The sequence below is a fragment of the Pseudoleptotrichia goodfellowii genome (assembly GCF_007990505.1).
GTDB classification, from domain to species: domain Bacteria; phylum Fusobacteriota; class Fusobacteriia; order Fusobacteriales; family Leptotrichiaceae; genus Pseudoleptotrichia; species Pseudoleptotrichia goodfellowii.
Map to the genome: position 1 here is coordinate 941,103 of NZ_AP019822.1, position 13,589 is coordinate 954,691.

At 31.4% G+C, this 13,589-nt stretch carries 15 protein-coding genes; 13 read left to right on the forward strand and 2 right to left on the reverse strand.

Annotated features, from left to right (window positions below):
* Window positions 1–169 precede the first annotated feature (169 nt).
* Genes FVE72_RS04745 through FVE72_RS04760 form a run of 4 tightly spaced genes read left to right on the forward strand, consistent with a single transcriptional unit; the run spans window position 170 to window position 4,081 of the window.
* Entirely contained in the window at window positions 170–1,132 is a 963-nt protein-coding gene (locus FVE72_RS04745) for an ABC transporter substrate-binding protein (protein ID WP_026737454.1), read from the forward strand.
* A gap of 24 nt (window positions 1,133–1,156) precedes the next feature.
* A complete protein-coding gene (locus FVE72_RS04750) occupies window positions 1,157–2,122 on the forward strand; it encodes an ABC transporter substrate-binding protein (protein WP_026737455.1) in 966 nt (321 codons plus the stop codon).
* A gap of 27 nt (window positions 2,123–2,149) precedes the next feature.
* Window positions 2,150–3,295 (forward strand): ABC transporter permease, encoded by a 1,146-nt coding sequence (locus FVE72_RS04755; RefSeq protein WP_026737456.1) that lies wholly within the window; start codon window positions 2,150–2,152, stop codon window positions 3,293–3,295.
* Complete coding sequence (locus FVE72_RS04760; RefSeq protein WP_026737457.1) at window positions 3,296–4,081, forward strand: ABC transporter ATP-binding protein; 786 nt, start codon at window positions 3,296–3,298, stop codon at window positions 4,079–4,081.
* Between the two features lie 223 nt (window positions 4,082–4,304).
* On the opposite strand, the gene FVE72_RS04765 is transcribed toward FVE72_RS04760, so the two are convergent.
* Window positions 4,305–5,729 (reverse strand): phospholipase D-like domain-containing protein, encoded by a 1,425-nt coding sequence (locus FVE72_RS04765; RefSeq protein ID WP_026737458.1) that lies wholly within the window; start codon window positions 5,727–5,729, stop codon window positions 4,305–4,307.
* A gap of 138 nt (window positions 5,730–5,867) precedes the next feature.
* On the opposite strand from FVE72_RS04765, the gene FVE72_RS04770 reads away from it, so the two are divergent.
* The 9 genes from FVE72_RS04770 (at window position 5,868) to FVE72_RS04810 (ending at window position 12,903) form a co-directional block, all read left to right on the forward strand.
* The gene (locus tag FVE72_RS04770) at window positions 5,868–6,620 is read left to right on the forward strand and encodes a nitroreductase family protein (protein WP_026737459.1); all 753 of its coding nucleotides are present in this window, start codon (window positions 5,868–5,870) and stop codon (window positions 6,618–6,620) included.
* 93 nt (window positions 6,621–6,713) lie between these two features.
* Window positions 6,714–7,475 (forward strand): nitroreductase family protein, encoded by a 762-nt coding sequence (locus tag FVE72_RS04775; RefSeq protein WP_026737460.1) that lies wholly within the window; start codon window positions 6,714–6,716, stop codon window positions 7,473–7,475.
* 156 nt (window positions 7,476–7,631) lie between these two features.
* Complete coding sequence (locus FVE72_RS04780) at window positions 7,632–8,897, forward strand: L-serine ammonia-lyase, iron-sulfur-dependent, subunit alpha (protein WP_026737461.1); 1,266 nt, start codon at window positions 7,632–7,634, stop codon at window positions 8,895–8,897.
* Between the two features lie 25 nt (window positions 8,898–8,922).
* Entirely contained in the window at window positions 8,923–9,519 is a 597-nt protein-coding gene (locus FVE72_RS04785) for an ACP phosphodiesterase (RefSeq protein WP_026737462.1), read from the forward strand.
* An 11-nt stretch (window positions 9,520–9,530) separates the two neighbouring features.
* A complete protein-coding gene (locus tag FVE72_RS04790; protein ID WP_051411745.1) occupies window positions 9,531–10,244 on the forward strand; it encodes a hypothetical protein in 714 nt (237 codons plus the stop codon).
* A gap of 6 nt (window positions 10,245–10,250) precedes the next feature.
* Complete coding sequence (locus tag FVE72_RS04795) at window positions 10,251–11,129, forward strand: histidinol-phosphatase HisJ family protein (protein ID WP_232049485.1); 879 nt, start codon at window positions 10,251–10,253, stop codon at window positions 11,127–11,129.
* A 12-nt stretch (window positions 11,130–11,141) separates the two neighbouring features.
* Window positions 11,142–11,528: a winged helix-turn-helix transcriptional regulator gene (locus tag FVE72_RS04800; RefSeq protein ID WP_026737464.1), complete on the forward strand. Its 387-nt coding sequence runs from the start codon at window positions 11,142–11,144 to the stop codon at window positions 11,526–11,528.
* Between the two features lie 65 nt (window positions 11,529–11,593).
* Complete coding sequence (locus tag FVE72_RS04805) at window positions 11,594–12,148, forward strand: cysteine hydrolase family protein (protein ID WP_026737465.1); 555 nt, start codon at window positions 11,594–11,596, stop codon at window positions 12,146–12,148.
* Entirely contained in the window at window positions 12,145–12,903 is a 759-nt protein-coding gene (locus tag FVE72_RS04810; RefSeq protein WP_232049486.1) for a copper homeostasis protein CutC, read from the forward strand. Before FVE72_RS04805 ends, FVE72_RS04810 begins: the two co-directional genes overlap by 4 nt.
* Before the next feature lie 141 nt (window positions 12,904–13,044).
* Here FVE72_RS04810 and FVE72_RS04815 read toward each other — a convergent pair whose 3' ends face one another.
* Window positions 13,045–13,326 (reverse strand): hypothetical protein, encoded by a 282-nt coding sequence (locus tag FVE72_RS04815; RefSeq protein ID WP_026737467.1) that lies wholly within the window; start codon window positions 13,324–13,326, stop codon window positions 13,045–13,047.
* Window positions 13,327–13,589 lie beyond the last annotated feature (263 nt).

Genomic DNA, 13,589 nt, shown 5'->3' on the forward strand with positions numbered 1-13,589 from the left:
TTATTTGCAACTATAATCGAAATATATATTATATATAAATAATTTATAAAAAAGAGAGGCAAAAATAATATTCAAAACTATTGCATTATAATTATAAAAATGTTATTATTTTTTAACATAAGATAAAAAATGTATATAATTAAAAATGTAGGACAGTAGGAGGGTAAAAATGAAAAAAATGTTATTATTACTGGGAGCAATCACAGTATTTATTTTAAGTTGCGTAGGAAAAGAAGGACAGTCATCAGGTAAAAAGGAGGAAAGTAAGAAAAAAGTAAAAATCGGAATAATGCAGATTACAACTCATCCGGCATTGGACAGTGCAAGAGAAGGTTTTAAAGAAGCATTTAAAGAAGCCGGTTTAGAAGTAGTTTATGATGAAAAAAATGCAAACGGTGAAATAACAACAGCAAATTTAATAGCAAATAATTTTGTAAATTCAAAAGTAGATTTGATTTATGCAATTGCTACAAATACTGCACAGGCGGTTTCAAATACTACAGAGGATATACCTATAGTTTTTTCGGCGATTACGGATCCCGAATCTGCAGGGATTTTGAAAAAAAATGTAACTGGAATAAGTGACAGAGTTGATATAAAACAGCAGCTGGAATTATTATTGAAAATAGACAGTAAAATAAAAAAAGTCGGAATAATATATAATTCATCAGAGCCGAACTCGAAAATACAGGTAGAAGATTTGAAAAAAGCTGCGAAAGAGCTTAATTTACAAGTAGTAGAAAAAAGTGTTTCACAAGTGAGTGAAATTCCTCAGGTAACTGATATGCTTATAAGAGAAAGTGATGCATTATATCTGCCTACAGATAATCTTGTCGCTTCTGTAGTAAATCTTATAACAGATAAAGCAGCAGTTGCAAAAAAAATTGTTTTTGGGGCTGAAGCTGCACATGTTAAAGGCGGAGCTTTAATAACTCAAGGTGTAGATTATTATGAAATGGGGAAAGAAGCAGGAAAAATAGCGGTAGAGATTTTAAAAAATAATAAAAAACCTTTTGAAATGAAGTATAAAACAATGGAATTAGGAGAAATTACTGTAAATTCTAAAACATTGGGGAAATTGGGAATTAAATTGCCTGAAGAAATTAGAAATAAAGTGAAATTTATAGAATAGAAAGTAAAAAAACGGAGGGAAAATATGAAAAAATTACTACTGTTAATACTCGGGTGCTTAACGATTTTAGCATGCGGAAAACAGGAAGAAGTAAAAGAAAAGAAAAATGATAATAAATCTGAAGGAAAAGTTTATAAAATAGGGATTACTCAGATAGTTACACATCCTTCGCTAGATATGGTAAAGGAAGGATTTAAGAAAGCCTTTGAAGAAGCAGGGATAAAAGCCGATTTTGATGAAACGAATGCTGAAGGATCTATTCCTAATGCAAATTTAATAGCGAACAAATTTAAAAGTGATAAAAAGGACTTGATTCTAGGTATTGCAACACCTTCAGCACAGGCATTGGCAAACAGTATATCGGATATACCTATTTTGTTTTCAGCGGTAACTGATCCTGTCAGTGCAAAAATATTAAATAAAAATGTGACAGGAACAAGTGACAAACTTGATAATGTAGGAGAACAACTTGATTTACTTATAAAATTAAGACCTGAAACGAAAAAAATAGGTGTTTTATATAATCCTTCAGAACAAAATTCCCTTGTTCAGGTAAAAGAAATTCAGGAAAAAGCCAAAGAAAGAAATTTAGCAGTGGAGTTACAGGGAATAACTTCGTTCAGTGAAGTAGCACAAGCAACAAAAATTTTACTTGGAAAGACAGATGCACTGTATCTTCCTACGGATAATTTAGTAGTTTCAGCAGTGAAATTGATTGTTTCAGAAGGAATCAGTGCTAAAAAGCCTGTTATTTCAAGTGAAAGATCTTCAGTAGATCAGGGAGCTCTGTTTACAATGGGGTTGAATTATTTTGATTTAGGTAAAAGAACAGGAGAAATGGCAATAGAAATATTAAAAGGAAAACCTGCTTCAGAAATACCTTTTGAAACTTCTAAAAAGACAACTTTATTTTTAAATGAAAAAACAGCACAGGCAATAGGAATAGATATTAAAAATCCTGTATTGGAAGGTGCCGAAATAGTAAAATAATAAAAATGTAAAGGAAGTTTAGAGAAAATGAATGAATTGCTGGTATTTATGCAGAGCCTTCCCGAGGCTTTTAAAACTGGGTTTATATACTCCATAATGGTAATGGGGGTGTATATAACATATAAGATTCTGGATTTTCCGGATTTGTCGGTTGATGGTACTTTTCCATTAGGAGCTTTTATATTTGCAGGATTTGCAATGTCAAAAAACGGATTTTTCGGAATAACTCATCCTATAATGGGTCTTGTTCTTGCAACTGTAGGAGGAATGATGGCAGGATATGTAACAGGAGCATTACATACATATCTTAATATTGAGGGACTTCTTGCAGGAATAATCGTTATGACCGGACTTTACAGTATTAATTTCAGGATTATAGGGGGAGCAAACGGCTTTATTCCTGATGACAGGAGTATTTATGAAATAGTTTCTTATGATAAAAATTTTGTAATGTTCACGATTATTTTCTTAATACTTTTAGTCTTGAAAGGATTTTATGATTATAAAATTAAGAAAAATAAATATGTCATAAGAGCTTTGGCAGTGTATACGATTATGGTTATAGCTTTGATAGTTTATGTTTTTCTTTCAAAAGATATAAAGTTAATGCTTGTTGCATTAATAGTATTTATTTTGAAAATGATACTGGATTATATACTGACTTCAAAATTCGGATTTGCTCTTAGAGCATTGGGAAGTAATGAGCAGCTTGTAATAAGTCTTGGGGTAAATGAAAAGAGATTAAAAATATTCGGTTTGATGTTATCGAACGGGTTTGCAGCACTTTCGGGAGCATTATATGCCCAGTCGTTAAAAGCTGCCGATTTACAGTTGGGATTCGGAGTTTTGGTGATGGGACTTGCAGCAATAATATTGGGATTGGGAATTATTAAAAAATCTCAGGCAGTGAATGAAATCTCCATAGTTATATTGGGTTCATTATTGTACTATTTTATAATAAATGTAGCACTTATGTCGAATAACTGGACGAGAAATTTGTATGATGCTTTAGGTCTTAGTGACGGCTTAAAGAATGTACTTGAAATAAAACCTACCGATGTAAAAGTAATAACTGCTATTATTCTTACGGTAATTCTGTGGAATGAAACTGCCAAAAGGATAAGAAAGAGCAGAAAAAAAGCAAAATTAATCGAAAAGGAAAGAGGGATATAGATGATAGAAATAAAAAATTTATATAAAACTTTCTTTTCGGAACTAGGAACAGAAAAACAGGTATTCAATAATTTGAATTTAAAAGTGGAGGACGGAGATTTTATCACAATTATAGGAAGTAACGGAGCAGGAAAATCCACGTTATTAAATGTTTTAAACGGTCAAATTACTCCTGACAGCGGAGAAATTATATTAAACGGAAAAAATATTTCAAATGTAGAAAAATACAAAAGATCTCAATGGATTTCACAAGTTTATCAAAATCCTACTCAGGGAACAGCTCCTTCAATGACTGTTATGGAAAATTTGTCAATGGCTAAAAATAAAGGGAAAAAGTTTAACTTCACATTCGGGTTGGATTTAAAAAATATGAAGTTTTATGAAAAACAGCTGGAAAGTCTCGGGCTTGGATTGGAAAAACAACTTTTTACTCAGGTAGGATTGCTTTCGGGAGGACAGAGACAGTGTTTGTCATTGATAATGGCTACTTTAAATCATCCGGATATACTCCTTTTGGACGAACATACTGCTGCTCTTGATCCACAAACTTCCGAAATAATATTGGAAAAAACAAAAGAAATTGTAGAAAAAAATAATATAACAAGTTTGATGATAACTCATAATATGCAGGATGCAATAAATTACGGAAACAGATTGATAATGCTTCATGCGGGAGAAATAATATTTGATATAAAAGAAAAGGATAAAAAAAATCTTACAGTGGAAAAATTACTTGAAATGTTCAAGGAAAAAGATGCAAAACTGTCGGATAAAGATATATTTTAGATATTTTAATGATCTGCTTGTAAAAAAACAGCAAAAATTTTCAACCTTAAAATTACATATTCAAAAATGTATGTGAGCTATGAAAACGAAACAGATTTTTTCATAATGCTCACTAATACATTTTTGTTGTTGTAAAAGCTGAAGGTTGTTTTTTTGATTAAAAATTTCTGTTTTCAAGTCAGAAAAATCGAATTTTTTTAAAAATTTAATATTCCTGTCTAAATCAAAATATACCGAATCCGTTAATTTCCATGAATCTGAATAACAAATCGTTTATTACTTTTTCATTTTTATTTTTTTCATAAGGTAAAGTAAATTCTGCATCTTTATTGGTCCAGAGTCTGTCGTAATAGTTTAAAATACTTTTGGAAATATTCTGATCATATGCGGAAGTAATTTTCAATTCATTTTCGAGGTTATAGTTTCTCATATTTCTTCTTGTAAAGTTTGTAGAGCCTCCATAAGTAACCATATAGTCTTTTTTCATTATAGACAGCATTTTTACATGATACATTTCTTCACCTTTATTATAAAATCTGATTTCAATTTTATAATTATGCTTTCGGGCATATTTCATAAGCTCTCCTGCAGCAGCTTTGTTAGGCAGTCCTGAATTGGAATTATTCAGGATAATTTGAATGTCGGCACCGTTTTTAGCAGCCTTTTTAATACTTTTTATAATTCCTCTGTCTGCAAGAAAAAATTGAGCAATTATTATTTTATCCTCTGTTCCGGTGTTTGCCAATTCATTGGAAATATCAAGGACGGTTTGTCCTTCTGTAAAATACTGTAATTTTAATTTGCTGTTATTTGAAAAAGGAATTTTACTAAAGTCTTTATCCGGAAGATTTTGTTTAAGACTTCCGTCAGGTTTGGTAATTTTTGCAACTGACTGTTCGGCAGAGTAAATATCTTTTATAATCGGCGAAGAAAATTTAAAAGCTACGTTGGAGTGCCTTGAACCTTCAGCGTGAGGGTTAGCAGAAGTCAGCATTGCAGTATTTTCATTCATAATCAGTTTTCTGTGGTCAGCTTTTGCATTTAGTGCACGGAGGATACTTCTTATAGTTACTTTATCAGTTCCTTCGTAAACAGGATTTTTAGTTTTCCCGACATTTTTAGAATTGCCGAAAGGTCTTATAAATAATCGCCAAACAGTAGAATAAGTAGGCATAGGATCTCTTAATTTTGCTAAATCCACGTAGCCTATATGAACTCCCGCTTCTTCAAGTTTTTTATGAGTTCTGTTATCAAATGCTCCGTAAAAAGTATTGCTTTCATCGAGTATAAGATAAATTTCAACATCAGGATCTCTTTTTCTTTTTTCAAGAATTTTTTGAGCAAATTCTTCAGCGATATCCACAGGATTGAGTTTTTCTCTGACTCCTTTTCCGAGATAGTCATTAAAAACAAAAATATCCATTAGGAAAAACTCTTTGGCATTATCAAGTATTTCATACGCCTGCTCCCAGATTTGTCTTTCATATTCAATTTTTCCGTCTTTTTTATAAGTAAGATCATAGTAAAAATCAACATTATCTGCATTATATACTTCGGATTTTGTGGAAAGTCCTTCGGGAAGAGAAACACAGGATAAAACCGATAAAAGAATAATTATATTTAAAATAGTATATTTAGATTTTTTCATGAATTTTCCTTTCGTTATCGTTTATATATATTAATTATACCAGTTTTATTCAAAATATCAAGAGCATATAATTCAAATTTTGTTGAAATAAATTATAGGTTGTGTTATTATATATAAAAAAGCGGGAGATGATTTTAAATGAATGAAGTTATAAAACAACTGCAAAATAGAAGATCAGTGAGAGAATTTACAGGGGAAAAAGTAAAAGATGAAGATTTGAAATTGATATTGGAGACTGCTCAGCGATATTCAAATTGGGCTCATGGACAGCAGACATCATTGATAGTAGTCAGAGATAAAGAAAAAATTAAAAAAATAGCAGAATTATCAGGGGGACAAAAACATATAGAAGCTGCTGATGTGTTTATTTTAATATTGATAGATTTTTATAGAGTAGTATATGCCGTTGAAAGTATAGGAGGAGAAATTTCTATTCCGAAATCAGTAGAAGGATTAATGATAGGTACCGGAGATGCAGGAATAATGGTAAATGCAATACAGACGGCTGCAGAATCATTAGGATACGGAACGACAACTATAGGGGGTGTAAGAGTGAATCCCGATGCGATAGCTGAAATGTTTGATTTACCTGAGTATGTATTTCCTGTTTTCGGAACTACGATAGGAGTTCCGGCAGAAAATAAGCTCAAATCTCTTAAACCGAGAGTTCCTTTTGAAAGTTTTGCATTTGAAGAAAAATATGATAAGAAAAAAGTCGAAGAAGGTGTCGAAAAATTTGAAACAGAGTACAGAAAATGGTGGGATGAAAACGGATTTCCTGAAGTACCGTCTTATAAAGAGACTATGAAAAAATATTATTCAAATTATGTAAAGGAAAATTATCAGAAAACAGAAGAAACACTTAGAAAACAAGGGTTTATTCAGAAATAGACGGAATTATTTTGAATTTCAAAATAATTGAAATAAATTATATATTGTGATATCATATTATGTTATATATAAAAAGATGGGAGATGATTTTAAATGAATGAAGTTATAAAACAATTGCAAAATAGAAGATCAGTGAGAGAATTTACAGGGGAAAAAGTAAAAGATGAAGATTTGAAATTGATATTGGAAACTGCTCAGAGATGTCCAAATTCTGTTCATGGACAGCAAACATCATTAATAGTCGTAAAAGACAAAGACAAAATTAAAAAAATAGCCGAATTATCGGGAGGACAGAAACAGGTTGAAAATGCCGATGTATTTGTTTTGGTATTGGCTGATTATTACAGACCTTATTATGCTGCAAAAAGTATAGGTGTGGAAATCGGTGTTCAAAAATCTTTGGAAGGTGTAATTACAGGAGCTGTAGATGCAGGAATAATGGTGGAAGCTATACAGACAGCAGCGGAATCTTTGGGGTATGGAACTACTGTTATAGGCGGAATAAGATTAAATCCTGATGCAATATGCGAAATGTTTAATTTGCCTGAATATGTATTTCCCGTTTTAGGTACTACAATAGGGGTGCCTACTGAAAATAAATTAAAAACACCTAAACCGAGAGTTTCTTATGAGAGTTTTGCTCTTGATGAAGTATATGATAAGGCAAAGGTGGAAGAAGGCGTAGAGAACTTTGATGCAGATTACAGAAAATGGTGGGATGAAAACGGTCTTTCTCAAATGCCTTCTTATAAAGAGAGTATAAAAAATTATTACGGAAATGCAACAAATGAAAGATATAAAAAAGTTGCCGATACAGTAAAAAAACAGGGATTTGATTTTGATAAAAGTGAATAGTTAATATAAAATAAATTTTATAAATACTCAGATTACCGATGTATAATAATTATATATTGATAATTTGAGTATTTTTTAAAATACAGTTTAAAAATAAGCAAAAATATTATATAATCTAAATAGTAGAGAGGAATATATGTTTAGGAGGAAATTAACTTGGAAACTTTAAGAGAGTTTTATAAAATAGGAAACGGACCTTCAAGCAGTCATACAATGGGACCTGAAAGAGCCGCTTCTTTATTTAAAAAGAGAGCAGAGGAAAAATACGGGAAAGATTTGAGATATAAAGCCGAATTGTACGGAAGTTTGGCAGCAACAGGGAAAGGACATTTAACAGACTTTATTATAAAAAAAACATTGGAAAATGCAGAAAAAGATAATATAGAAGTAGTATTTATGCCTGAAATAGTGTATGATTTTCATACAAACGGTGTAAGATTTTTTGTTTATAAAAAAGATGATATAAATTTTGAAGATCCTTCGGAAAGTGCGTTATTCTTTTCTGTAGGAGGAGGAAGTATAGTTGAAGCGAAGGACGGTAATGAAAATTTGAATAAAAATGCCGATGTGGAGCATATCTATCCTCAAAAAAACTTTAAAGAAATAATGGAATATTGTGAAAGAGAGAATATTACAATTCCTCAATATGTGGAAAGATATGAAGGAACTGAAATTTGGGATTATCTGAAAGAAGTATGGAATGCCATGGACGATGCTGTAAACAGAGGATTGAATACTGAAGGATATTTACACGGAATGCTTCATTTGGAAAGAAAAGCAAAAATGTTCTATGAAAAATATTTGAATGCACGCTTTAAAGATGTTAAAGGGAGAGTTTACTCATATGCGTTAGCGGCTTCAGAGGAAAATGCCAGTGCGGGAAAAGTTGTAACAGCTCCTACTTGCGGTGCTTCGGGGTTAATTCCTGCAGTATTGAAAACTTTTCAGCAGGAAAACGGTCTTTCCGAAGAAGAAATTATTAATGCTTTGGCAGTAGCAGGAGTAATAGGAAATGTATACAAGCAAAATGCTTCAATTTCAGGAGCTGAAGTGGGCTGTCAGGGAGAAGTCGGAGTTGCCTGCTCAATGGGCTCCGGAATGGCTGCCTATATAATGGGAGGAGGTCTTCAGGAGATAGAATATGCAGCTGAAATCGGCATGGAACATTGTCTCGGAATGACCTGTGATCCTATGCTCGGTTATGTTCAGATACCGTGTATAGAAAGAAATGCTATATATGCTGCAAAAGCTATGGATTGTGCCCAGTACAGTTTAATGTCGGGAGGAGAGAATCATTTGATTACTCTTGATGAAGTAGTAGAAACTATGCTTCAGACAGGAAAGGATTTACATTCAAATTATAAAGAAACTTCCCTTGCAGGATTGGCAAAATTGAAAAAAGCAAAGTTGAATCTGGAATAATAAATTTAAAATTATAGAGGCTGATATGAATTTTTTAGGACATTCGATGATTTCAATAGAAATTGACGAAAAAACTGACAGAAAAACTTTATACGGAAATTTTACCGGAGATTTTTATAAAGGAACACTTGAAAAAATTAATCTTACTGATGAATTAAAAGAGGGTATTGTTCTCCACAGGATAATAGACGATATTTCGGATAGGGAAAATAATTTTCTCAATGATTTGTTGCGAGAAAAATTCGGAATATTTAAAGGGATAGTTTCGGATATGTTTGTGGATCATTTTTTGTCCAAAAATTTTTATAGAATATTCAATGAAAATATTAATGATATTGAAACAAAAATATTATATAATATAAATCAGTATGAAAAATACTTTCCTGAAAAATTTGAGAGAACTTTAAGCTGGATAAGTTCGGAGAAGATTTTATCGGGATATGCAAATATTGACATTTTGGAAAGAGCTTTTTACGGGCTTTCCAAAAGAGTGAAAAAAGGGGAAATACTAAATTCTGCAATTAAAGAATTGAAAAAAAATTACGGGATTTTTGAGGAAAATTCTGTTAAGGAATTTGAATATGTAAAAAATGAAAGTATCAATAAATTTTTGGATAAATAATAGGAGGAATAATGAAAAAAACTTTAATTACATTTTTGATTTTAGCTCAGGGGATAATACTGGCGGAGAATAAACCGAAAGCGGCTGTACCTGTCCAGACACAGAAAAAAGCTCCTGCTGCAGCGAAGAAAGCCGATCCGAAAGCAGCAGTTCAGGCAAAACCTGCGGATAGTCCCAACACGAAAGCTCCAGCAGTGCCTACTCAACAAAAACCTGTGACTACAACAAAAGCAGCACCTAAAACAACTGCTAAAAAGGACGAAGTAAAAAAATTCAAGACATTACAGGAAGCAGCAGATGATTATGCAAAAGCAATGCAGGAAATTTCCAACTACGGATCAAGAGAAATGCTCAGAACAGTAAATGTAGATGTGGATAAATATGTAGGTGCGAGAGGAGATCAGGAACTAACAAGAAAATGGGAAGAAATAAATACAATGTTATTGGAACAGTTTGAAGTTTCAGTTTATAAAGTTAATGAAAACGGTAATTCGGGAGAAGCTGTGTTTTTGATAAAAGGTTATGACGAAGAGGCTTTAAGCAAGTATTTGAACGATAATATTGACAAATATGCAAAAATAAAAAGACTTAAAGGCGAAGTGGATATTGACATAGAAGCATATATAAATTTACAGTATAACTACTTGAAAAATGCGAAAAAGATAAATATCGCAACTTCAACTGTAAATTTTGTTAAAACAGGAAATGAATGGAAAAAAGCATAAAAAATAATGATTGAAAGCGGGTTAATTATGTTGACTGATTACCATATGCATTTTGAATACGGAGATTACGATGAAGAATGGGTCAGTCTGTTTTTTGAGCAGGCTGAGAAAAAAGGACTTCATGAAATAGGGATAAGTGAGCATACTCACGCATTTAAGGAATTTAAAGACTTGTATTATGAAGAGCTTATCCTTGATAATTCTGAAACGGGGGAATTTCAGAGAAAGTGGCTTGATAATCCCAAGTCGAAATTTGTGCATACATTGGAAGAATATACAGATTTTATTAATATGCTGAAATCAAAAGGCTATCCTGTAAAATTGGGATTGGAAGTTTGCAATTTCAGAAATCAGGATAAAGTAAAAGAAATACTTCAAAAATATGAATGGGACTATTTAATAGTTTCCGTTCATTTTATTAAAGGTTGGGGATTTGATTTCAGTAACTTGAAGCATAGATTTAACGAAAGAAATTTGACTGATATATGGAAAGATTATGCAGAAGAAATTGAAAATGTTGCTAATACGGGATTTTACAATATACTCGGACACCCTTTCAATTTAAGATTGTTTAACAATATTCCCGATAAAGAAAGTGTCGGTGATTTGCTTGAAAAAACGGCAGTATGTCTCAAAAATAATGATATGACTGTAGATGTAAATACCGGGACTGTTTATAGGTACCCGATAAAAGAAATATCGCCTTATGGTGATTTTATGGAATATGTGAAGAAATACAATATTCCGGTTATGTTGTCGAGCGATGCACATCATCCTGAACATGTAGGAATGAAAATAGAAGAGGCAGTCGAATATATAAAAAAATACGGAATTAATGAAATTGCAACTTTTAATAAGAGAAAAAGAATTATAGAGAAGATTTAAGGATATAAATTTATGAAACTTAGAGAAAATTACACATGTCCTTTGGAATTTGTGCATGACATCATAAAAGGAAAATGGAAAACGATTATTATTTTTCAATTGAGAAAAGGCAAATGTTCTTTTTCGGAATTGCATCGTGAAATTAGCGGAATAAGTCAGAAAATGTTACTTGAGCAATTAAAGGAACTGAGAAAATTCGGATTTGTTGATAAAAAATCTTATTCGGGATATCCTCTTCAAGTAGAATATTTTTTAACTGAAAGAGGAGAAAAGATATTGTCAGCTGTAAAAATCATGCAGGATATCGGAATAGAATATATGATTGAGAATAATATGACAGAATTCTTAGATAAAAAGGGAATAAAATATAATAATGTTTCCGAATATACAAAAAAGTAAGTAATTTACTTTTTTTTGAATTTCATATATCATTTTATCATAATTAATAGAAAGGATTTGATAAAATGAGAAAAGGATTATTGATTGTTGATGTTCAAAACGATTATTTTCCAAATGGAAGATGCGAACTGTTTAAAGCTGAAGAAACTCTCGGAAATATAAAGAAGGTTTTAAAATATTTCAGGGAAAATAAATTTCCGGTTTATTATATTAAACATATTTCGGAAAAGAATGCGGCTTTCTTTTTGCCTGAGACAGAAGGAATTGAAATTCATAAAGAAATTGAGCCTTTGAAAAATGAAAAAGTTATTATAAAACATTACCCGAACAGTTTTTTCAATACAAATTTGGGAAAAATTCTTCAGGAGGACCTTATAAATGAACTTATTATATGCGGTATGATGACTCATATGTGTATTGATACTACGGTGAGAGCATCAAGGGACTTGGGATACAGGAATATTCTTATTTCAGATGCCTGTACTACTAAAGATTTGCAATGGAATGATTTAAAAATACCTGCCGAAACGATACAGAATGTTTACATGGCATCTTTGAACCGGAAATTTGCTCAAATTATGAAAACTGATGAATATTTTAAAAAATTATGTGAGGAATGATAGTAATGGAAAATTTTACACTTGAAATATGTGTAGATAGCGTGGAATCGGCTATAAATGCCGAAAAGGGAGGAGCAACACGTCTTGAATTATGCAGTAATCTTATAATTGGCGGAACTACACCTACGAAAAGCCTTTTTGAAGAAGTCAAAAGGAATGTTAATATCCCGATAAATGTACTTATAAGACCCAGATTCGGAGATTTTTTATATTCAGAATACGAGATAAATATGATAAAAAATGATATAAAAATGTTTAAAGAATTGGGAGCAAATGCAGTAGTTATAGGAGTGCTGACTAAAGACGGAGAGATAGACATTGAAAATATGAAAAAACTTATGGAAAAAGCCGAAGGAATGTCTGTAACTTTCCATAGAGCTTTTGATGTGTGCAAAGATCCGATAAAGGCTTTTCAGCAGTTGAAAGAACTGGGAGTAAAGACTATACTGACTTCAGGACAGGAAGACAGTTGTTTGAAAGGGAAAGAATTATTAAAAAAATTAGTCGAACTCTCCAATGGGAATAGTCCTGAAATACTTATAGGAGCCGGATTGAACGTGGGTAACGCAGAAGAAATGGCAAAATATACCGGTGCAAAAGCTTTTCATTTATCTGCTAAAAAGATAAAAGAAAGTAAAATGATTTATAAAAAAGAAGATGTAAATATGGGATTAAAAGAATTCAGTGAATTTGAAATTCTTGAAACTGATGAGAGTGTCGTTAGGGAGATATATGAAATATTAGTGAGGGTTTAAGTAACCCTCACTTTCTTACTTTCAACCTTAAATTTTACATACTCAAAAATGTCCGTTCGCTACAAAAACAAAATAGTTGTTTTGGCTGGGATTCACGAGCACTTTTTTACGTTGTAAAATTTAGAGGTTGAGAATTTCTTTTTATTTTTTATTATTATCACTAAAACCACCGAAAATATAACATAATATAATTGAAATTATACCAAGTACAGTTGGCCCGAAAAGAACTATTATAAAAAATGTATCGGCAGTTGATGTGATAGATGGTAAATTGTAAACCAAAACAAGATAACCGATAGCTATAGGAACACCTAAAAATAATGTGAAAAATCGTCCTAAAACTGTGTTTCCGAAAATTCCTTTAATTATTCCTATTGCTATTGCACCTACAACAAAAGTATTAAAAAATAATAATAGTGGCATTTTTATCTCCATTCTTAACCTAAAAATTAAATTTATATTTGTATTTTATATTTTTTTTATTAAAAGTCAATAGTTAAAATAAATTTTTTGTTTATTAATAATTTAATTTACAAAAAAACAACCTTCAGATTTTACAACGTGAAAAATGTGTTAGTGAGCGTAATGAAAATATCTTTTTTATTTTCATAGCGAACGTACATTTTTGAGTATGTAAAATTTGAGGTTGAAAGTGGGAGTATGAGGGCGACAAGCCCTCATAAATT

Bases quoted from the DNA above. Each gene is read 5' to 3' on its own strand.
- FVE72_RS04805 (WP_026737465.1), top strand. From the start codon at position 11,594: ATGAGAAAAGGATTATTGATTGTTGATGTTCAAAACGATTATTTTCCA.
- FVE72_RS04785 (WP_026737462.1), top strand. From the start codon at position 8,923: ATGAATTTTTTAGGACATTCGATGATTTCAATAGAAATTGACGAAAAA.
- FVE72_RS04750 (WP_026737455.1), top strand. From the start codon at position 1,157: ATGAAAAAATTACTACTGTTAATACTCGGGTGCTTAACGATTTTAGCA.
- FVE72_RS04765 (WP_026737458.1), bottom strand. From the start codon at position 5,729: ATGAAAAAATCTAAATATACTATTTTAAATATAATTATTCTTTTATCG.
- FVE72_RS04770 (WP_026737459.1), top strand. From the start codon at position 5,868: ATGAATGAAGTTATAAAACAACTGCAAAATAGAAGATCAGTGAGAGAA.
- FVE72_RS04760 (WP_026737457.1), top strand. From the start codon at position 3,296: ATGATAGAAATAAAAAATTTATATAAAACTTTCTTTTCGGAACTAGGA.
- FVE72_RS04810 (WP_232049486.1), top strand. From the start codon at position 12,145: ATGATAGTAATGGAAAATTTTACACTTGAAATATGTGTAGATAGCGTG.
- FVE72_RS04815 (WP_026737467.1), bottom strand. From the start codon at position 13,326: ATGCCACTATTATTATTTTTTAATACTTTTGTTGTAGGTGCAATAGCA.
- FVE72_RS04795 (WP_232049485.1), top strand. From the start codon at position 10,251: ATGATTGAAAGCGGGTTAATTATGTTGACTGATTACCATATGCATTTT.
- FVE72_RS04800 (WP_026737464.1), top strand. From the start codon at position 11,142: ATGAAACTTAGAGAAAATTACACATGTCCTTTGGAATTTGTGCATGAC.
- FVE72_RS04745 (WP_026737454.1), top strand. From the start codon at position 170: ATGAAAAAAATGTTATTATTACTGGGAGCAATCACAGTATTTATTTTA.
- FVE72_RS04790 (WP_051411745.1), top strand. From the start codon at position 9,531: ATGAAAAAAACTTTAATTACATTTTTGATTTTAGCTCAGGGGATAATA.
- FVE72_RS04775 (WP_026737460.1), top strand. From the start codon at position 6,714: ATGAATGAAGTTATAAAACAATTGCAAAATAGAAGATCAGTGAGAGAA.
- FVE72_RS04755 (WP_026737456.1), top strand. From the start codon at position 2,150: ATGAATGAATTGCTGGTATTTATGCAGAGCCTTCCCGAGGCTTTTAAA.